Consider the following 20,285-nt stretch of genomic DNA (forward strand, 5'->3'; position numbering starts at 1 on the left):
CAGCAAAAGCTGCTGCCACTGTGCGCTTGTTCTGTAAGTTTTCATCACCTGCTCCGAATTTATCATTGAGCAGGTATTTTTAGATAATCAGAACATCGATGCTAGGTGTGGTTCGCTAGACGCTTACTGAGTAGTAAGGCAGCGAGCGTTTGTAACTAAGTGAAGATGCAGCTAACAATCTAAAAATGATGAAAGAAGGAACATGCATGAAAGGCGTTATCTTTAGAGGGCTTGAGGCACTAGTTATCGAAAAATGTGGCATGGCAGCATGGGACGACTTACTTGAAAAAAATGCACCGCAAGGTCGTGTTTATATTTCTGCAGAAAGTTACCCGGATGAAGAGATAGTTGCTTTAGCACAAGATGTAGCAACTGCACTTTCTATGTCTATGTCAGAGGTATTAAAGGCCTTTGGAGAGTATTTGTTCTCTCATTTGAAGGGGCGTCATCCTAGTATTGTTGCTAACTTTAATTGTTTTGCTGATCTTATTATTGGCATTGATAAAGTAATTCATGTTGAAGTAGCTAAGCTTTATCATGAGCCAAATTTACCTGAAATTGACGCCCAAATTATTGAAGACGGGTTTATTTTAATGCGCTACAACTCTAAGCGACAGCTTTGTATGTGCGCTGAAGGGCTTATTTTTGGTGCTGCGTCTCATTATGGAGTCGATGTTAAACTTAACCATGCTCAGTGCATGCATGATGGGTTTGATTCGTGCTTAATTGAAGTAAACTATGGGACTCACCATGGCTGAAGACGACTACAATTATAAAAAAGCGTATTTGCGCGAAAAATCAGCCAGAGATCAATTAGAAACCCTACTAGAAGACAAAACACGGGCATTATTTATTGCTAATCAAGAGCTGAAAGAAAAGCTCGAAACGGTCAAAAACCAACAAATAACTTTAATGCAAAGTGAAAAAATGGCCACGCTAGGCACACTCTCTGCTGGGATGGCCCACGAAATAAATAACCCGCTTGCTTATATAACCAGTAATGTAGCAAGTATAAAATTTATAAAGCCCATGTTGGTTACGTTAATGACGGCAGCTCAACAATTTGTAGACAAATCGATTTCAGTATCGCAGTTAGAGTCTATTTTAGTTCAGCTCAATCAAGAGAACGATTTAAGCTTTATTGTGGACGATATAGATGACTTAGTTGATGATACTCAAGAGGGCTTAGAGCGTATCGCTTATATTGTTAGCAACCTTGTCGACTTTGCCAGCCTAAAAGATAATGTAACAACAAATGCAGATATTACAGAATCATTAAATGGCACGCTAAAGTTACTTGAAAACCAGTTGGGAACGTGTGCTATAGAGTTACATATAGAAAAAATACCTTTAACACAGTGTAATTTATCATCGATGAAACAAGTATTTGTAAACTTATTAATTAATGCGAAACACGCCTGTGATAGCCAGTTCGATCAGCAGGGAAAAATCACCATTAAGCTGTTTGCTAATAAAAATAATATTTATATTGAGGTGGCAGATAACGGCTGTGGGATGGATGGCGACATACTTAAACAAATATTCGATCCTTTCTTTACTACTAAACCCGTAGGCCAAGGCACTGGTATGGGAATGGCTATAGTTTACAACATACTTAAAGAGCACAACGGCACTATAGAGGTTGAAAGTGAAGTGGGTAAGGGGTCTTTAATACGTTGTGTAATACCTATTTCAACAAAGTGCATGTAAGCTTTAAACTTAAAGCTTACATGCAGCTGTACCTAAAATACTAAAATGCAGAGCTTATGTCACTTAGATACTTTGTAATAACAAGCATATTAATTTTAATGACCATGGTCACTGGTTTACTAGTTGGTTATCGCTACTTTTTTAGTTTACCTAACATTGAGCAAAGTATTGAAGATTACCAAAACAGAGAGTTACTAAGCGTAAAAATTGCCTTAGACCGTGAGTTTGTATTTTTAAAAACGCTAAATTATGATTACGCTGTGTGGGACGATAGTTATGAGTTTTTACAAACGCTAGGCTCTCGTTACATTAGCTCAAACTTTGTTGATGATACCTTTAAATCGTTGAAAATTGATGGCGTATTTATTTATGATATGAACTTTAATTTGGTTTACTCTAGAACACATAATTATGTACAAGTTAATGATTTTGATGCCCCTGAATTTAACTTACAAACACACAAAAAAAATAAATCAATTTTACCTCTCAACTATATCACCCCACAAAATAACAGCTTACAACATTCTGGTTTTTTAAAAACGCAATATGGACCAGTGATGTTTGCATCTCATATGATCAGAAAAACCAATAACACGGGTGAACAAATTGGCGCTATGGTTTTTATAAGAAAAGTACGCCCATCGTTTATACAAAAAATTGCCAGTGTGTCACAGGTTGACCTTACCCACTCTATTCCAGCCGATGGACAGTTTGATACGCACCTAAAAAAATTAACGGGTAGCTTACAAGGCGGTAAAATTGCTACTCAAAGGCGAAGAGTGTTACTCGACATTAATAATGAGCCACTTATGCTGATAGATATTAAACATTATCATCAACAACTACCTACTTTATTAGACCGTGATTTGTTGTTAACACTATTAATGTTTTTGCTTATTTCGTTGCTGGGCTTATTTATTATTAATCGTTATTTTATTCGTCCTTTAATAAGCGGAGCTGAGGCATTAAATAAAATGCTACTTCGTAACACGTTAAGCCCATTAAGAATGAGTAATCAGTTTTTAGAGCTGCAAGTTCTGATTAAAGGTTTTAACGCTTTGTTTATGCAAATAAGTGAAAAAAATAAAGAGCTTGAGAGAATTAGTAAGATAGATGGGCTCACTCATTTATTTAATCGTCGTGCATTTGATGAAATATTTGATCAGCAGTGGAGCGAAGCAAAAAATGAGCGTAGTACTTTAACGATATTACTGGTTGATGTGGATTTCTTTAAACAATTTAATGATGTGTATGGCCATCAAGCGGGTGATGCCGCACTGCAAAAAGTGGCTAATGTTTTAAATAAAACAGCGTTGCTTTATCAGGGGGTGGCAGCTCGTTACGGTGGCGAAGAGTTTATTCTTTTATTTAATCGACTCAGTGATGAACAAGGTGTTGAGGTATCAAACTTGTTGTTAAACGCCATTATTGATTTACATATTGATCATATTGGCTCTGATATACAAAATCAGCTAACTATTAGTATTGGCTGCGTGAGTATCAATGCAAACAGTATAATTGAGCAAAATATACAACCTAAATCGGTGATTAAAACAGCAGATGAGTTATTGTATCAAGCAAAAAAAGAGGGACGTAACCAGATTAGGTTTAAGTCGATTTAACTCGATACCTCTTGTCCGCCGTGTTGCTCAGCTAAATCATCAAGTTCGGCAACGGTATAATCAAATCCGCTTTCATCATATTCGTAGCTTACTTTAACGCTGTCGCCGCCATTGAAAAGGCGTGTTTTTACGTCATTGACTGGCCAATCTTTTAATTCGTGTAAAAAGCGGTTAGCCACTTGTGATGACTCAAATCGGTAACTAATCTCTGTTTTCATAAATAATAATACCCTGATAATTTTACCCCCGTAGTTTGTTGATTTTTACCAAGGAGTCAAGTTATCTACTTTAAAAGAGCAATAAATTATGACTTTATAGATACTTATCGGTCATAGTAATCTAAATTGGAGTGTTAACAGTATAAAGCTGTTTAAAAAACAATAACCATATAACAATAACGGAGTAGGCAATGAAACATTTAGTGACCTTAGTTGGGCTTATCGCTTTTTTAATGGTGGTGCTACCAGGACCCCTTTATAAATTTAATATTGTTGAACTAGGCACTGCCTTTGCTGGTTTTAGATTAGGCGTGTATGTTGGTGGGGCAGCATTAGCCTTATTATTAGTTCAAGTGCTATTCATGCGTAAAACAGTAAGCCTAGCCAGTGCAGTGATCACGGTTATTTTTGCAGCTGTTGCTATTGCAATGCCGCTTAACATGATGAATACCGCAAAAAGTGTTCCGCCAATTCATGATATTTCTACCGATTTAATTAACCCACCTAAGTTTGTTGCGGTTGTGCCTTTGCGTGCTGATGCACCCAACCCTGTTGCTTACGCGGGTGAAGAAACTGCAGCGCAACAACGAAAAGCATACCCAGAGCTAAAACCGCTCGAGTACAACCAAACGCAACTAGAGTTAGTGGCAGCCACAACAAAAGCCATGGAAAACCTTGGTTGGGAACTGGTTAATAGTGATGTTAATAATGGTATTGTTGAAGCCACAGACACCACAACCTGGTTTGGCTTTAAAGATGATGTTGTAGTGCGTATTAACGACAAAGGCAGTAAGCGTGTGGTAGACATACGCAGTAAATCTCGCATTGGTAAAAGTGATTTAGGCAAAAATGCCCAGCGTATTAAAGCTCTGATTGACGAGTTAAACGCCGTTGTGGTGCAGTAATTAATAAAAATAGCCCAGCATTATGCTGGGTTTTTTGCAGTTGCTAGGTCAGTTCATGTTCAGAGCTGATAATGCATACTGTGTGAGTTATAAATTTTAATAAACTATGGAGTTATTATGAAAACAGTCGGATATGCAGCAAAAAGCCAAGGTTCTGAACTTACAGAGTTTTCTTTTGAGCGCCGCGATTTACGAAATAACGATGTAGCAATAGAGATTTTATATTGTGGTGTCTGTCATTCAGACTTACACGCAGTGCGAAACGATTGGGGTGGCAGTAAATACCCATTAGTACCAGGGCACGAAATTGTTGGTAAAGTAATTTCGGTTGGTAGCGATGTTACTAAATATCAGCAAGGCGATACCGTTGCTGTAGGCTGTATGGTTGACTCATGTCAAAGCTGCGACCAATGTCATAATCACGAAGAGCAATTTTGTCGTGAAGGCATGGTTGGCACTTACAGTGGCAAAGACAGAATAAACGGTGAAATGACACAAGGTGGCTACTCTAAGCATGTTGTAGTTCGTGAAGAGTTTGTGCTTTCAGTACCTAAAAATCTAGAGCTATCGCGAGTGGCGCCTTTATTGTGCGCTGGCATTACTACTTACTCTCCGCTGCACAAATGGGGTGTTAAAAAAGGCAGCCGCGTTGCAGTTGTCGGCCTTGGTGGGCTTGGCCATATGGCGGTTAAAAATGCCGTGGCAATGGGTGCAACGGTTACTGTTATTGGCCGTACTGAATCTAAAAAAGAGGATGCTATTGAGCTAGGTGCACAGCACTATTTAGTGTCGAACAACGATGATGAAATGAAAAATGCACAATCAGCGTTTGATGTGATCATTGATACTATACCAGTAAAGCATGACCTATCACTGTATACACCGCTACTTGATATTGATGGCACGTTAGTGATTGTTGGCCAAGTAGGCCCTGTAGATGAGCTAAACACAGTGCCATTGTTAATGGGTCGTCGTCGTGTGGCAGGATCCTTGATTGGTGGTATTGCAGAAACACAGCAAATGCTCGATTTTTGTGGTGAGCACAATGTATTACCTGAATGTGAAATGATCAATATAGATGAAATTAACACCGCCTATGAGCGCATGGAACGCTCAGATGTGCGTTACCGTTTTGTTATTGATATGGCGTCGATTGACGTGTAATTAATTAAAGTAATGAATATAACAAGAGCCGCTATACGCGGCTCTTTTTTATACTTAATACGCTGCAGCCGTTTGTTTCGCGTTATTATTGTTTATTTGTATAAAGCTTAGCCACCACATAAATAACCCGCCTAAAAATAGTGCTCCGGCAACATAGCCGGTCTGATTCGGTTGTGCACCTTGCGCAATAGCAATGCCACCCACCCAAGGGCCAATCGCGTTAGCAATGTTAAAAGCACATTGCACGAGAGCACCAATCATGGCATGGCCATTGGGCGATACATCCATTAACAGTGTTTGCACTAAAGTAGAAAGCCCTAAGCTACAACCAATAAAAAAGATCACCAGATAAAGTAAGTAAATATTATAGCTGGCACTCACATACGCAAATGCAAAAATAATAGTTGAGGCAAGGGTTAGTCCCGTGGTTTTAATTGCCGATTTATCGGCTGCTTTTCCTAGTATGTAATTACCGAGTGTGGAGCCAATACCAAACATCACCATCGCAATTGAAATAGTATAGGCGGGTGATTGGGTTACATCTAAAATAGTGTCGGCCACGTAGGTATAAATACAAAATACGCCACCAAAACCAATAATAACAATACCCAAAATAGACCAAACCAGTTTATTTTTTAATACCCCTAACTCGTTTAGTAAATTAGATTTTTGAGTATTTTTAACATTGGGTACCACGTAATAAACAAAAATAAAGGCAATAAACGCCAGTACACCTGCCCCGGCTAAACAATAGCGCCAACTCAAATTTTGCCCAACGAGCGTTACTACGGGTACGCCTACAATGGTTGCGACTGTCAGCCCCATAAATACTTTTGACATAAAGCTAGCACGCTTTCCAACAGGCGCAATATCTGAGGCCAATAATAAGGCTGCGCCAAAATATGCGCCATGGGGTAAACCACTTAAAAACCGAAACAGTACAAGTTGCTCTAATGAGCTAGCTAAGGCGCTTAAGCTATTAGCAATACACATTAAACTTAAAAATAGTAACAGCGCTTTTTGTTTACGCATGTTTGCTGTTGCCAACATTAAAATAGGCGCGCCAACAACCACTCCAAGAGCATAAGCACTAATAGCATAACCACTTTGTGATGGGGTACTAGCAAATGCTTCACTAATTAATGGCAACATAGGCATCATAGAAAATTCAGATAAACCCAAAATAAAGGTGCCTAGCGCAAGTACAACTAAAATAGCGGCTCTATTGGGCTGACTCGACGGCGATGTAGTATCAACGGCCATGTAAAATCCTTGAAGGTATTGAATAAAATTTAATAACAAACAAAACGCCTGTAAGTTTAAAAAATACAACACACACATTTATTTAAAATTGAATATGGGAATGAGGAATAAAGAGACTGGCATTTTAAATTAAAAGCCTCCTCCCGTCATGGTCTAAACCATAGTTTAAGATGAATAAAATTTAACTTAAGCAAACGAAAGGCTGGTTTATATGGCCTTGCAAGCCACTCGCTCATTAAAAGCAAGATATATTAGATTAAAATGTAATGCTAGCTTGACTTTTTGTATGGTATGAATGATATTTGTAAAGTAAGCATTACTTTTTAAATAGGATTAAAGCAATGAAAACAGAATTAAATTTAAAACAACGCCAAATTAAAAATACTAGCTACTTGGTTAAATGTACCTTGATTTGGTTACTCACCTTAGCGTTATGTAGCTTTGGCCCGACATTAATTTGGGATCGCGCAGAGATAATTAGCGGCTTTTTTATAGTTGTAAATGTGGTAGCCGGTATTGTAATGATTTTGGCTAATAAGCGTTATTTACAAGGTATGGACGAGCTGATGCAAAAAATACATCTCAGTGCCATGGGGTTTACCCTAGGTGCAATATTGGTAGGTGGGCTTGCGTACACTAATTTGCAATTGAGTGGCTTAATTGATTTTAAAGCACAGATACCCGATTTAATGTTTTTAATGGGAGCAGTGTATTTAATTAGCGTGTATGTACTTAACAAACACTATTGTGCAGGTGATGAATGAAAAACCGATTAAAGGTATTAAGAGCCGAGCATAACTACACCCAAGCAAGGTTGGCCGAGCTGCTAGATGTTTCTCGCCAAACTATTAATGCGATTGAAAAAGGTAAGTTTGATCCCAGCTTGCCACTGGCCTTTAAGGCAGCAAGGTTGTTTGAGTTAAAAATAGAAGATATTTTTGACGACGAACAGGGTTAAAAATTAACAAAGTGCGACAATATGTCGCGCTTTTTAGATTGCTACAGCACGTATAATTTACCCACAAAAATTTTGTGGTAAATCAATAATGACTGATAAAAAAAATTCTTTAACCTCTTATTTATTATCCCCTTTAGCGCTTGTTATAAGTAGCGTATTATCGCCAGTTGCTTTTGCAGATGACACCTCAATTGAAGTGATTGAAGTGCACGGCCAAGCACAAAATAAACACCTATCATTAGGCTCATCTGAATCGCTATTAACCGATTTAGGAGTGGACTTTTCTGCCGCTGGTGGCATGGCCAATTTACCTGTTTTAAATGGTTTAATGGGCGATAGAGTAGCGGTACTGGTTGATGGGGCGCAAATCACCGCCGCCTGTGCTAACCAAATGAACCCGCCACTGTCTTATATTTCAGCTAATCAAATTAGTAGCTACAAAGTGGTTGCAGGTGTTTCTCCAGTAAGCGCGGGAGGCGATAATATTGCAGGTGTGATTGCTGTTAATTCTATTTCACCTCAGTACAGTGAAAGCAAGCAACTTGCATGGCATTCAGGTTATGTGTCAGCCCAGTACAATACGCTAGATAACGGCAAAAAGGTCGGCGCAGGTATGCGCATTGCTAACGATATACTCAGTTTTAATTATCAAGGTGCTTATAGCGATGCTAACAGTTATGAAGATGGTAACGGCGATTTAGTGCTCGATACCCTATACCGCGCGCAAAACCATAGTTTAAGTGCTGCCATGCGCGATGATAAGCAACAATTAGTGGTTAAGCTAAGCCATCAAAAAATACCCTATCAAGGCTTTGCTAATCAATATATGGATATGACAGATAACACCAGCTATGGCGCTGTTGCTCAGTATAAGCGCGCTTTTACAAACAGTGAGCTTGAAGCGCAGTTAAATTGGCATAACGTAAAGCATGAAATGGGATTTTTTAGCGCAGAAAAACCCGGAAAAATGCCCATGAAAACCGACGCCGAAGATATAAGTACCCAGTTAAAATGGCGACTAGCGCTTGATAACAACAGCCAGTTACTACTCGCGCAAGAGTATCACCACATGAAATTAGATGACTGGTGGCCTGCAGTTGAGGGCTCAATGATGATGGGACCAAATGACTATAAAAATATTAATAATGGCCGACGTCAGCGTATTGCTTTGCTTGGAGAATATGAAAGCCAACTAAATACTCGCTGGTGGTTAAATGCAGGCATTCGATTTGAAAATGTAATGACCAACACTGATGATGTACAAGCATATAATGCAGGCATGGCTGCAATGAATGCAATGGCTATGGCGATGCCAAGTGATTCAATGGCGGCTAAAAAGTTTAATAACCAAAACAAAAAACAAACAGATAATTTAGTTGATGCAAACGTGCTGATTAATTATCAACTAAGCAATAACGACGAACTACAAATTGGCTTAGCCCGTAAAAATCGTGCGCCTAATTTATACGAACGCTATAGCTGGGGCGTAGGTAATATGGCCACCACCATGATTGGATGGTACGGCGATGGCAACGGCTATATTGGTAATATAAACCTTAAACCAGAAACCGCACACACGCTTAGCAGCACGTACACCCGCATGGCAAAAGATGACAGCTGGCGTATAAGTGCTAACGCTTGGGTGAGCGACGTGAATGACTATATTGGTGCCAACATAGTAAGAAGCTTTAACCGCACAGCGCTTGCTGCCAATACCCGTAATGTACTTATGTTTAATAACATAGATGCCAGGCTTTATGGTGTAAAGCTAGATGCGGTTTTAGCACTGCATGAGTCTAAGCAGTATGGTAGCTGGTCGTTAAAAGCTAATATTACCAACACCCGTGGTAAGCGCGACGATACTAATCAGCCGCTTTATCAAATTAAGCCGCTGCAAACCCAATTTGCCATTAACCAGCAAGTTGGCCGCTTTGAAAACGCACTCAGGTGGCAGTGGGTCGATAGTAAAACTCGCGTAGATAGCAACCGCCTAGAAAACCAAACTGAGCAGTACCATTTACTTAATTTAAGCTCAAAAGCCAGTTGGGATGCACTTACCGTGAGTGTTGATATTACCAATCTGCTTGATGAATATTATGAATTACCACTTGGTGGCGTAAGTATTGCTGAGTTTAAACAAGATATGTCGCAGGGCTTTAATCAATTAGCAGGGCAGGGGCGCTCTATAAATTTAGCCATGAGTTACGCGTTTTAAGATGATAGAGTAAGTTAGTATAAGCCGTCAGATTCGATTTTAGGTTAATCGAGTCTGACGGTTTATTGCCATTTTTCTAAGAGCGTATATTGAATAATCAAGCTGTTTGAAGCTGGTTTGTATGATATTTAAACTATTATTCACATTGCCAATTATTTAAATGCTCAATAATAAAGTCATCAATCTTTTTATGGATTGAAATATTATCTTGATTAACTAAATAGCTAATGTTCATATTTTCGAACTCTATATCTCTAAAGCAGCTATAATTATCTACCGCGCTATATTCGCAGCTACCCCAATACAAAAAAGTATTTTCCGATTTAGTATATAAAGTGAAACTATATTTTTCATGTTCAACAGGAATATACAGATCTTTAGCATCAGAGAATGTATTAAAAAAACTAGCATTAACATTACGCTCTAGCTTTCGATGAGGCAGCAGGTTAACCGATATAAAGTTATTCAATGGGCTTTCATCATTTTGATAGTCAACGGGCTGAAACTTCTTTATATGTTGAACAACATAATTAGCTGGAAAGAACAAAATAGGAGCCTTTGATAATTCCTTATCAAGTGCGTTGTCACCCTTATTTGAGTTAATAAAACTTGCTTCTGAAAGGTACTTATTAGGAAAACATCTACCTTGCCATTTTGTTTCAGAATTATTCTCATTACAGCCTGTCATGAGTAAAGTTAGGACTAAAACCATTTTTTTCATCGTCTTGATAACCTATGTTTGCATTACAATCATTGTAATGTGATTTTGGCTGTAATTTTTACGTACCAGTAGCATTTCAGTTAACTACCTTGCTGACGTAAATTAGTACTTGTTTGTAGCTTTAAGCTGTCCTCTGAATTACTTTTCCATTAAAGCGAATTTAACTAATTAAAACAACAAGCCTATTAAATCGTTACTTATTTACTTTAAATACATACATTACTGCTTGTGACAAAATTCTATAAACTGCTTTAACAGCGGGTTTTTGTACTTGTCTTTATGCATCACTAACCAAAACTGCCTTTGCATGGGGTGGTTTAAATTAAGCTGTGTAATACGTCCATCTTTTAGGGCATATTGCGCGGCAAGTGATGATAAACATCCTAACCCTAAGCCATTAGCTACACAGTTTATAAGCGCTTCAGTGGTATTGAGTTCTACGCTTTGCGTCCAATTTTTAATTTGTGGCGCAAGGCTATGTAAAAAGAAAGAACGCGAGCCTGAACCAGTTTCTCTTAATACCCATTGGCTACGATTAAAGTCGTTAAAGCTAAGTTGCTTTTTTGCAGCCAATGGGTGGTTTATTGGCGCAATTATACACATGGCGTCATGGCTAAACACATTAGAGACTAAATCGCTTTGATGGGCTTGGCCCTCAATAAGTGCTATATCGAGCTCGTAATCTATAAGTTTTTGACAAATAAGCGTCGAATTGGAAATCAGTATTTGTTGCGAGTAATGCTGTTGCTGCGCTCTAAAGTTGCTTAACAAAGCAGGTAATACATGATTACCAATCGTATCGCTGGCACCAATTTTTAAGATTCCGCTGGCAGGAGCGTTGTCTAAAAACAAGGTGTCGATAGTATTTGCCCGATTTAATAGTTCATCAGCAAGGGGCAGTAGTTTTTGCCCTTCTTGATTTAATAATAACCGATTATTTACACGATCAAATAATGGATGGCCTAACTGCTTTTCAAGTTCGCTAAGCGCCATACTCACCGCCGCTTTAGATAGAAACAATGATTCAGACGCTGCTGTAAGGGTGCTGTGCTGGGTTATGCCGACAAATACTTTAAGTTGCTTAAGTGAAATATTCATTATGCTATGTTTAGTTTACCTGAACCTGTGTTCTATATAATTAGATTTAACTTAACAAAATGCAAGCGTAAACTTCTCTGTAAGTTACAACCACAGGGTGGAATAGAGATGTTTAAACATATAAAAACAAAAGTATCAGGCGCACCAACACCAATGGGCGGTTTGGCATTAGGTATTGCCAGCCTAGGTTGGGCTTGGGAGAGTATGTTTAACCTAAATGGCGTAGCACAATATGCCGGTGCCGCTATTGCGAGCGTATTATTGCTATTGTTAACACTTAAGTTTTTATTACATCCTCAGCTGCTTAAAGCCGATTTAGCCCATCCGGTTGTGGGAAGTGTGGTGCCTACTTTTGCTATGGCTACTTTAGTGGTGTCTAATTCTTTAGGGCAGTTTTACTCCCTTGCGGGAGATATGCTTTGGGTTGGTGCATTTTTATTGCATGTGGTGTTTTTAATCAGCTTTATTGCTCATCGCGTGATTGAATTTAAAATTGAGCATATGGTGCCAAGCTGGTTTGTACCGCCGGTTGGGATCATTGTTGCCGATGTCGCCTTTTCAGGGAATCCGGCTCTGCTATTTTTAGCACAAGGGGCGCTTTATTTTGGCATGCTGATGTATGCAGTTATGTTGCCTATGATGATTTACCGGATCATTTTTGCTGCGCACATTCCTGATGCTGCACAACCTACACTGGCTATTTTAGCGGCGCCAGCAAGTTTATCGTTAGCTGGTTACTTTACAGTTATCAGCGAGCCGTCACCGGTTATTATTGGCTTGTTATTTGGAATTGCGGTACTGATGACCTTTATAATTTACGTCGCATTTTTTAAATTACTGCGCCGTCCATTTTGCCCAGGTTACGCTGCGTTTACTTTTCCTATGGTCATTGGTGCTACCGCGTTATTTAAACTTGCCGCATGGATGCATGCAGAGGGTATTGATTTGCAGTTTGTTAAACAAATACAGTATTTAGCAACGTTTGAACTGATTGTGGCAAGTGGGGTAGTTTGCTATGTGGCGGTTCGTTATTTGGCTCACTTTAAGCTTTTTAACACTCAATTTAAGCCTCTCACCCTATCGCAATAACAATTAAACGCTTGTTTGCACTACTTCGTTGGCCGCGTGCTCAATTGCTTGTTCGGCATCTTGCTCAGCAAGCTTTGCGCGCTCTGCTTTTGAAACATAAGCCGGTTTGTTGCTTTTATGCAGCTTGGCATTAGCACGCTTATCTTTGTTATTAAATTTTGTAATGATCTTTTTTCTGCGATTCATGATTAACCCCGTAATTTTGAGCTGCGCATTATACAGGCATCTTGTTCAAAGCTGTTAGATAAATTATAAGCTTTGCTTGTGGGTCTGCCGCAAAGCGCTGTTTGTCACTTTACAAGGAGGTTATAATTAGTGTTCTTTGTTGTTAATTAAATGGAATCTGTTTTGAACAAGCTCGCTTTAGCAAGTATTGCCTTATGTGCATTTAGCGCTCATGCACAATTAAATAAACACAGTGAAAGCGTGGCCGATTACGCAGTTAATAACTATCAAAATGCACAGGTGCATACGCTTACTAATTTAGTATCGTTTCCTACGGTTAATAAAAGTGAGATCAGCGCACCACAAAACCCCGACTTTATAGGCTTTAAAGCGTTATTAAAAATGAAAGCCGCTGAACTTGGCTTTGACTACCAAGATTTAGGCTATACCGTACTCATAGGCATGGGTGAGCAAAAAGAAAAAGTAACCATAGTGACTCACGGTGATGTACAACCTGCAAACGCCAGCAAATGGAAACAAAGCCCATTTATTATTGATACCTCAGAGCCGGGTAAATTAGTTGGCCGAGGTACCGAAGACGATAAAGGCGCTATAGCCACCGCTTTATATGCGATGAAAGCCATAAAAGATAAAGGCATAACCCTTGATAATCGCATTGAGCTGATGGTTTACCTAGCGGAGGAGTCTGATTGGGGGCCGTTAACTGAGTTTATGAAAACCTATGAGCAACCAAAGTATGCGATAACCATTGATGCCTCATACCCTGTAGTGGTTGCTGAAAAAGGCTGGAGCTTAATTGCGCCAACATTTGATGCAACATCACCACAAACAGGTGTGTATGTCAGCAATGTAACGGGTGGTGCCTTTGCTAGCCAAATCCCTGAAGATGCCAGCTTAACTTTGCATAATGCGAGTCCTGAATTGGTGGCTCAATTAAAACAAACAGCCAAGGTTCTTAAGCAAGTAGAATTTACCTTTGATGATCAAACAGATGGAACTTTAATTAGTGTTAAAGGCATGTCGGCTCACTCATCTGAGCCAGAGTCAGGTGTTAACGCCATTGCTTATTTGGCTGAACTATTTAAAGCCGTTGAGCTTGAAAACAACAGCGATGGGCAGCTCATTAAGTTTGTAAACCAGCTAATTGGCCTAGATATTCACGGTAAACAGTTTGGTGATATTGCGTATAAACATGACTTTATGGGGCCAATGACGGTAGCGCCCACAGTTATTGAACGAGACGGTAATAACCTAACGTTAGCGGTTAATGCTCGTCGTCCTATGGGTAAAGAGGCTGACTTACTAAAACAGCAAATTAATAGTGCGCTTACTCAATGGCAAGCTGATAATAAAGTAACATTAGCCAATGTTAAAACCACCATTGGTACACCCATGTTACTTGATGACGCGCCCCATGCGCAGAAGTTACTTGATATTTTTAAACACTTTACTGGCTATCAAGACGCTGATTTTGTTTCAATAGGGGGCGGTACAAATGCCAAGTTATTTGATAATGCTGTGTCGTTTGGCCCATCAATGCCGGGTAAACGTTATACGGGGCACTCAGAGCATGAATTTATTACCCTTGAGCAATTAGCACTTAATTTACGTATGTACACCGCTATGATGATAGAGCTGGGAAATATGTAATTTTGGATATATAACCTATATCAAATACGAAAAAACCGCCGTAACGGCGGTTTTTTTATAGCAACGGTGTGCTATTGAAAGTTTATTTCAGGCAAGCATTCAAACCCAGGTTTTGCAAATAAGTAACCTTGCATTAATTCAATGCCGACACTTTTTAACCAATGATACTCTTCAACTGTTTCAATGCCTTCAGCCAGGGCTGTAACATTTAGCGCGCTAAACATGTTTAAACAGTGGGTGACGATTGCTTGGCGATTTTTATCTTTGTCGATATCTCTGATCAGCGCCATATCAAGCTTGATAATATCAGTTTGAAAATCGGCTAATAAGTTTAATCCAGAATAGCCTGAACCAAAGTCATCGGTGGCTGTTTTAAAGCCTAACTCTTGGTAATAGCTTACAACACGTTTTACATGTGCGCTGTCTTCTATTTTTTCGACTTCTGTAAATTCAAACATAATATTAGTTGTAGGGAAATTGTACTTTTTAGCCGCTTCTAGGGTAGTGCGAATACAGCGCTCAGGCTTATAAATAGCGTTGGGTAAAAAGTTAATGCTTAGCATGGTGTTTATGCCTAGCTTAGAGGCAAGTGCAATGGCTTTAATTCTACATAGTTGGTCAAAGGTATAGCGGTTGTCGTCGTTTACTTGGGAAATAATAGAATAAGCCGACTCATTATTTAAACCACGAACCAGTGCTTCATAGCCATAAATAGTGTTGCTCTGGCAATTTATAATAGGCTGAAATGCCATAGTAAAGTCAAAATCTAGTTCGCTAGAATCAGCGCAGTTGCTACAAGATACTTTTTCGCAACTTTGTGATTTCTCGTTCATGCATCCACCTTTGAATTTAACCCACACTTAAAGGTGGTTAAGTTTCTTGTAATCCTAACAAAGTATTGAGATTTTACATAATTATATTAGCGAACATTAATATAACTCATAATAAAGTTTTTATTTAATTCATGAAAAATTAGCAGTAAGGTTATGCTAAAACATAATCTTACTGCTACGCAAAAAGTATAATTGGTTTACAAAATTAGTTAAGTGTTGCCGTTAGCTTTATGCTGGTATTGAGTAATTTTGAAATGGGGCAGCCTTTTTTGGTGTCTTCACACAGGGCTTGAAATTGCTCATTGGAAATATCAGTAATTTTTGCATTAACTACCAATTCAATTTCACTCACCGCAAAGCCATCATCCACTTCGTCTAAACTAACCACTGCTTCGGTGTTTATGTTCTCAGCGGTAAAGCCCGCTTCACCAAGTGCCAGCGATAAAGCCATACCAAAACAGGCACTATGTGCTGCACCCACTAATTCCTCAGGGTTTGATCCTGGCTTATCTTCAAAGCGGGTATTAAACCCATACGGCTGGTTATCTAATGCGCCACTTTGCGTTGAGATATAACCTTTCCCTTTTTTAATATCACCAGACCATGTTGAACGTGCAGATTTTTTAATCGTCATTATGTTCTCCTTGTTGAGGGTGTAGGCTTTTTAGGTTAATTAGTCATACCGTGTAGTGTTTGCAATACGTTGTAAACACTACACGGTAAAACAGCTAAAAAGCGTTATTTACATAGATAGTTGCAAAATAGAAGCCAAATAATTTAATAAACAAAACTCACGTTACGTTTGGGATTATTTATTATCCCGAATTTAGGTTATGTCAGCTATTTGCAGGTGATAAGGAGGCGTACTTTCACGGTTTTGAAACGCTAAAATAGCGTTGTTTTTAATTATTCCGTGTTCAATATTGATAGCGCGGCGAATGGTTTCGTCTTTTTGCCATTGCTCTGGACCGGCTAAAACAGTTGGCAAGTATACAATGAGCGCGGCAGAAATAGAGCGCGTTGCACTTTCCCATAAGTAGCTAGGGGTATGATCAACCGCGTAATAATCCGTGGTTTTATAGCTAAACATCGGGTGTTTAAATGTTGTTGGCTTTGCAAAAAAGAATCCCATTCCTTCATCACAACTTACATCTATTATAAGGCTATTGGGTTTTAAGCAATTGGCTTCAGATTCAATCACAAAATTGACGGGGTTTGCGGTTTCTTGGTAGGTGCCATTAACAATAATGTCAGCTTCGCTAATAAGCTCAGTAAGCGGGCGCTGCGACCCATCGTGCTCAACCACCATCATGCGAGCTTCGCCTTCAATGCCTGGGCGTACTTTAACATAATGACAATCAAGTACTTCTTCACGCACTTCATGATCGGGGCGCTGTATACAAATTGTAATATCTCTAAAACCATGAGCTTTTAATGCATAAATAGCGCCTCGGCTAACAGCGCCAAAACTAAAAATAATGGTTTTACGTTGATTACCGTAATGGCCATCAATGCCTTTTAGTTGCAGAGCATGTAACACCGCACAATAACCAGCCATTTCATTGTTTTTATAAAAAGTATGACGGCCAACATTTCCCTGTGGTGACCATACAAACATGTCTTCAAAGGCAATAAGAGTAAGCTTTCTATCAAGGGCAGCTTGGGTAATTGCTTGTTGTTGTACGCAATGTACATAGCCCCAAATTGTGCCGCCTTCTTTAAGTTCTTGTAAATCAGCAAGCACTGGTTTGGCAATAATGACGGTGCCTAATTGGGTTAAAATATCACTGCGGGTGGCAATGCCGCCTGTCAGTGCTGCAATTTCTTCGTCGCTCATATTAAATGCCGCGCCATAACCTTGCTCAAAAATCATATTTTTTCTGAGTTTTTCAGGTATACGCATTAAATGCGCAGGATGAATAGGGTAGCGTCTTTCATCTGTTTTACGTGATGTTCCAATTACGCCAATAGTTAATTCACTCATGCTATATCCTTGATTAAAGTATGCTGAGTTTATAAACGAATAATGCTACATCGCTAACAAACAAAGAGGGGTTTTACAGGCAAGCTCACGCCATGGCTGTAAAAATAATGCTTGGTAAAGGGTGTTCTTTTAATTAGCTGTGCTAGGTGTAATGAATGTTGAGCAGGCAGAGGGTAGAGTGTTAACTTGCATTGAATAACAAGTTGAAACGTTAACCACTATAACAGCTATGTAAGATATAAAGTGAGATTAAAGCGAATATGCGTGTATTGATTTTTATAAGCGGCTATTTGCTGCGTTTGCACCGCTCTGAGCAATAAATAACGTTATCCCAATCTCGTTGCCACTTTTTACGCCACGCAAACGGCTTATTGCATACTGGGCAAATTTTTTGCGGTAAGTTAAGTTTTTTGTGCGCCATAATTAGGTGTTCTCTTTATTGCTGTTACTGCGAGTTTTGCGTTTTACACGGGTGATTTTTTGAGTCGGAGTCATGTGTTTTTTAAGAATTTTACCTATGGCGCGTTTTACATCGGGCCGCTCTCGGTATTGCCATAGCCGTTCGCGGGCTTCTTTTGAGGCGGTGGTTAAATCAAGCATCGGCTCAGGGTAGTCTTCACCTAGTTTAAAGTCGTTAAATAGCGCTTCCATGGGCGTTTGCTCCCAAGGTTGATGTAAATATTCAATGGGGAGCTTTTCAAGTTCAGGGCACCATTTTTTTATAAACGCACCGGTTGGGTCTTGATCCTCCGATTGCTTAATTGGGTTGTAATGACGAATAGTATTAATACCGGTGACAGAGGCTTGCATTTGAATTTGCGGGTAATGAATCCCCGGTTCAAAGTCTAAAAAGTAATTAGCCAGCGGAAAACTTGCTTGTTGCCAGCTAATGTTTAAATGATGCGTTACAAAGCTAACCAGCATAGCGCGCATTCTAAAGTTGATATAACCGGTGGCTTTTAAACAGCGCATACAGGCATCAATAATAGGAATACCAGTTTGCCCCTGTGCCCAGCGTTCAATATCGCTAGTAACCTGAGCGTCATCACGATACGGAAATGCATGGTAACCCGGATTTAACGCTTTAAATTCCATGGTACACTCGCTTTCAAACTTTTGCATAAAATGGCAATGCCAATGCAAGCGCGATACAAACGCTGCAAGTGGACGCTTCCACCCTTTTTTATCGGGATGGGTTGAATGGTATGCGTCAATCGCCATTTGATACACTTGCCTCAGGCTGATATTTCCCCACGCTAAATAGGGCGATAACCTAGAGCAATGCGTACGGCTTAAGCTTGGGCTGGATATTCCTTTTTGATAGCCTTTACCGCGCTCGGCAAAAAAACTGTGCATAACATCGCGGGCAAGTCGCGGCCCTCCATATTGAAAGTTGTCATCGTCAGCTGTGTAACTGTCTGGTAATTCTGGCGATTGGTAGTGTGTCAGTGTCACTGTTTTAATGTGTTTCCAATCTGGGATGGCAATTGGCGCTTGCATTGTTTGTTGCCAGCATTCATTCCAATTATTGCGATTTTTTTTACCCCGAATGACAGCCCCCGTTGGTGACTCTAACCAGTTAATCTGATTATGTTGGCACCATGCTTTAATCGCTTTATCGCGCTCAAATGTATTATTTAAGCCGATTTCTTGGTGACTAAAGAGATTAATTATTTCAAACTGGGTGAGTAGCTCTTCAAGCAACGACTGCATATTTTGTTTAAATATGTACACGCAGCTATTAAAGCGATCAAGTTGTTGGTTTAAATCACATAGTGACTGATACACAAAGCGCCAATGTCGCTCGTTATAATGAGCATCTTCGAGTAACAGCGGCTCAAAGTTGTACAGCAATAATGTTGGAAGCCCATTGCTAAACGCATGTTTAAGCGGTTGATGATCGCTTAAGCGTAAATCGCGTTTAAACCAGACAATGTTTATTTTTTGGCGCATGAAATTAAACTATTTGCTAACGGTGTAGTATTAATGAAGATCCAATCTATAAGTACGTATTGCCTAGTACTAGGGTTTAGTTTTTAACTTAAAAGTGAGAAATAATGTTTTTAGATTTAATTCAAAACAACAACCGCTCTGTTTATAGCTACTTAGTTGGCGGTATTAGTCCACGACCGATTGCATGGATAAGCACCCTAAGTAATGAGGGGGTAAGCAATATTGCACCTTACTCTTTTTTTACCGTAGCAAGTTGTCAGCCTGCAGTGCTAAGTGTTACTCAAGTTAACCCCAGCGATAAAGCCAATAAAGATACACTGACAAATTTACTAGCCACCAAAGAATGTGTGGTTAATATTGTTAGTCATGCCTTAGTAGAGCAAATGAACCAAAGCTGCGCTAATTACCCTAATAATGTCAGTGAGTTTGATGAGGCCAGCATAGAGAGAGTCCCAAGCCAGTTAGTTAATCCGCCGAGTGTTGCAGCTTCAAAAGTACGCTATGAATGTAAGCTTCGAGAAGTGATCACTATTTCAGATGAACCAAGCGGTGGCAAAATGATGCTCTTAGATGTAGTGGGAATTTTTATAGATGACGCCACGTTGGTAAATGGCTACATAGATCCGACACGTTTAGATGCAGTAGGTAAAATGGGCGGCGATTACTTTAGCACCACCAAAGATAAGTTTGTACTAAAACGCCCACAACTTTAAAGG

21 protein-coding genes are annotated in these 20,285 nt (G+C 39.4%); 11 read left to right on the top strand and 10 right to left on the bottom strand.

What is annotated here, in order from left to right; genetic code table 11:
* Positions 1–206: 206 nt before the first annotated feature.
* Genes BW139_RS05275 through BW139_RS05285 form a run of 3 tightly spaced genes read left to right on the top strand, consistent with a single transcriptional unit; the run spans position 207 to position 3,332 of the window.
* Positions 207–758: a heme NO-binding domain-containing protein gene (locus BW139_RS05275; RefSeq protein WP_008108637.1), complete on the top strand. Its 552-nt coding sequence runs from the start codon at positions 207–209 to the stop codon at positions 756–758.
* Entirely contained in the window at positions 751–1,710 is a 960-nt protein-coding gene (locus tag BW139_RS05280) for a sensor histidine kinase (RefSeq protein ID WP_076918914.1), read from the top strand. Before BW139_RS05275 ends, BW139_RS05280 begins: the two co-directional genes overlap by 8 nt.
* A 56-nt stretch (positions 1,711–1,766) precedes the next feature.
* The gene (locus BW139_RS05285) at positions 1,767–3,332 is read left to right on the top strand and encodes a diguanylate cyclase (protein WP_238529416.1); all 1,566 of its coding nucleotides are present in this window, start codon (positions 1,767–1,769) and stop codon (positions 3,330–3,332) included.
* Here the strand turns inward: BW139_RS05285 and BW139_RS05290 are convergent.
* Positions 3,329–3,550, bottom strand: coding sequence for a hypothetical protein (locus BW139_RS05290; RefSeq protein ID WP_008108632.1), 222 nt, complete (start codon positions 3,548–3,550; stop codon positions 3,329–3,331). The two genes, BW139_RS05285 and BW139_RS05290, sit on opposite strands and share 4 nt — an antisense overlap.
* A gap of 191 nt (positions 3,551–3,741) precedes the next feature.
* Between BW139_RS05290 and BW139_RS05295 the strand changes: the two genes are divergently transcribed.
* Together BW139_RS05295 and BW139_RS05300 are read left to right on the top strand one after the other, a co-directional pair.
* A complete protein-coding gene (locus BW139_RS05295) occupies positions 3,742–4,455 on the top strand; it encodes a DUF1499 domain-containing protein (RefSeq protein ID WP_076918915.1) in 714 nt (237 codons plus the stop codon).
* 117 nt (positions 4,456–4,572) lie between these two features.
* The gene (locus tag BW139_RS05300; RefSeq protein WP_008108622.1) at positions 4,573–5,619 is read left to right on the top strand and encodes an NAD(P)-dependent alcohol dehydrogenase; all 1,047 of its coding nucleotides are present in this window, start codon (positions 4,573–4,575) and stop codon (positions 5,617–5,619) included.
* Positions 5,620–5,673: 54 nt separating this feature from the next.
* Here the strand turns inward: BW139_RS05300 and BW139_RS05305 are convergent, their stop codons facing one another.
* Positions 5,674–6,882, bottom strand: a complete 1,209-nt coding sequence (locus BW139_RS05305) for an MFS transporter (protein WP_076918916.1) — start codon at positions 6,880–6,882, stop codon at positions 5,674–5,676.
* Positions 6,883–7,223: 341 nt separating this feature from the next.
* Here BW139_RS05305 and BW139_RS05310 point away from each other — a divergent pair, with 341 nt between their 5' ends.
* The 3 genes from BW139_RS05310 to BW139_RS05320 all read left to right on the top strand — a co-directional run bounded on the left by BW139_RS05310 (position 7,224) and on the right by BW139_RS05320 (position 10,055).
* The gene (locus BW139_RS05310; RefSeq protein ID WP_076918917.1) at positions 7,224–7,646 is read left to right on the top strand and encodes a hypothetical protein; all 423 of its coding nucleotides are present in this window, start codon (positions 7,224–7,226) and stop codon (positions 7,644–7,646) included.
* Positions 7,643–7,840 carry a helix-turn-helix transcriptional regulator gene (locus BW139_RS05315; RefSeq protein WP_008108814.1) on the top strand — a complete coding sequence of 66 codons (198 nt, stop codon included), beginning with the start codon at positions 7,643–7,645 and terminating at the stop codon, positions 7,838–7,840. Before BW139_RS05310 ends, BW139_RS05315 begins: the two co-directional genes overlap by 4 nt.
* Positions 7,841–7,928: 88 nt before the next feature.
* The gene (locus BW139_RS05320) at positions 7,929–10,055 is read left to right on the top strand and encodes a TonB-dependent siderophore receptor (RefSeq protein WP_076918918.1); all 2,127 of its coding nucleotides are present in this window, start codon (positions 7,929–7,931) and stop codon (positions 10,053–10,055) included.
* A gap of 136 nt (positions 10,056–10,191) precedes the next feature.
* On the opposite strand, the gene BW139_RS05325 is transcribed toward BW139_RS05320, so the two are convergent.
* Both BW139_RS05325 and BW139_RS05330 read right to left on the bottom strand, forming a co-directional pair.
* Positions 10,192–10,776, bottom strand: coding sequence for a hypothetical protein (locus BW139_RS05325; protein WP_076918919.1), 585 nt, complete (start codon positions 10,774–10,776; stop codon positions 10,192–10,194).
* Positions 10,777–10,995: 219 nt separating this feature from the next.
* Positions 10,996–11,874, bottom strand: a complete 879-nt coding sequence (locus tag BW139_RS05330) for a LysR family transcriptional regulator (RefSeq protein WP_076918920.1) — start codon at positions 11,872–11,874, stop codon at positions 10,996–10,998.
* A 108-nt stretch (positions 11,875–11,982) separates the two neighbouring features.
* Here BW139_RS05330 and BW139_RS05335 point away from each other — a divergent pair, with 108 nt between their 5' ends.
* Positions 11,983–12,963, top strand: coding sequence for a TDT family transporter (locus tag BW139_RS05335; protein ID WP_076918921.1), 981 nt, complete (start codon positions 11,983–11,985; stop codon positions 12,961–12,963).
* A gap of 3 nt (positions 12,964–12,966) precedes the next feature.
* Here BW139_RS05335 and BW139_RS05340 read toward each other — a convergent pair whose 3' ends face one another.
* On the bottom strand, positions 12,967–13,149 hold the full coding sequence (locus BW139_RS05340) for a DUF2986 domain-containing protein (RefSeq protein WP_054202087.1): 183 nt from the start codon (positions 13,147–13,149) through the stop codon (positions 12,967–12,969).
* Between the two features lie 162 nt (positions 13,150–13,311).
* On the opposite strand from BW139_RS05340, the gene BW139_RS05345 reads away from it, so the two are divergent.
* Positions 13,312–14,799 (top strand): dipeptidase, encoded by a 1,488-nt coding sequence (locus BW139_RS05345; RefSeq protein ID WP_076919035.1) that lies wholly within the window; start codon positions 13,312–13,314, stop codon positions 14,797–14,799.
* Between the two features lie 71 nt (positions 14,800–14,870).
* Here the strand turns inward: BW139_RS05345 and BW139_RS05350 are convergent, their stop codons facing one another.
* The 5 genes from BW139_RS05350 to BW139_RS05370 form a co-directional block, all read right to left on the bottom strand.
* Positions 14,871–15,632, bottom strand: a complete 762-nt coding sequence (locus BW139_RS05350; RefSeq protein WP_010391220.1) for an EAL domain-containing protein — start codon at positions 15,630–15,632, stop codon at positions 14,871–14,873.
* Positions 15,633–15,837: 205 nt separating this feature from the next.
* Positions 15,838–16,266: an OsmC family protein gene (locus BW139_RS05355; RefSeq protein WP_076918922.1), complete on the bottom strand. Its 429-nt coding sequence runs from the start codon at positions 16,264–16,266 to the stop codon at positions 15,838–15,840.
* Positions 16,267–16,458: 192 nt separating this feature from the next.
* Positions 16,459–17,616 (bottom strand): N(5)-(carboxyethyl)ornithine synthase, encoded by a 1,158-nt coding sequence (locus BW139_RS05360; protein WP_010391222.1) that lies wholly within the window; start codon positions 17,614–17,616, stop codon positions 16,459–16,461.
* A 286-nt stretch (positions 17,617–17,902) separates the two neighbouring features.
* The gene (locus BW139_RS05365) at positions 17,903–18,037 is read right to left on the bottom strand and encodes a DUF2256 domain-containing protein (protein ID WP_010391223.1); all 135 of its coding nucleotides are present in this window, start codon (positions 18,035–18,037) and stop codon (positions 17,903–17,905) included.
* Positions 18,038–18,039: 2 nt separating this feature from the next.
* Entirely contained in the window at positions 18,040–19,569 is a 1,530-nt protein-coding gene (locus BW139_RS05370) for a cryptochrome/deoxyribodipyrimidine photo-lyase family protein (RefSeq protein ID WP_076918923.1), read from the bottom strand.
* A 104-nt stretch (positions 19,570–19,673) separates the two neighbouring features.
* Here BW139_RS05370 and BW139_RS05375 point away from each other — a divergent pair, with 104 nt between their 5' ends.
* Positions 19,674–20,282 carry a flavin reductase family protein gene (locus BW139_RS05375; RefSeq protein ID WP_010391228.1) on the top strand — a complete coding sequence of 203 codons (609 nt, stop codon included), beginning with the start codon at positions 19,674–19,676 and terminating at the stop codon, positions 20,280–20,282.
* The last annotated feature ends 3 nt before the right edge of the window (positions 20,283–20,285 follow it).

The organism is Pseudoalteromonas sp. SK18 (assembly GCF_001974855.1).
Taxonomy (GTDB): Bacteria; Pseudomonadota; Gammaproteobacteria; order Enterobacterales; family Alteromonadaceae; genus Pseudoalteromonas.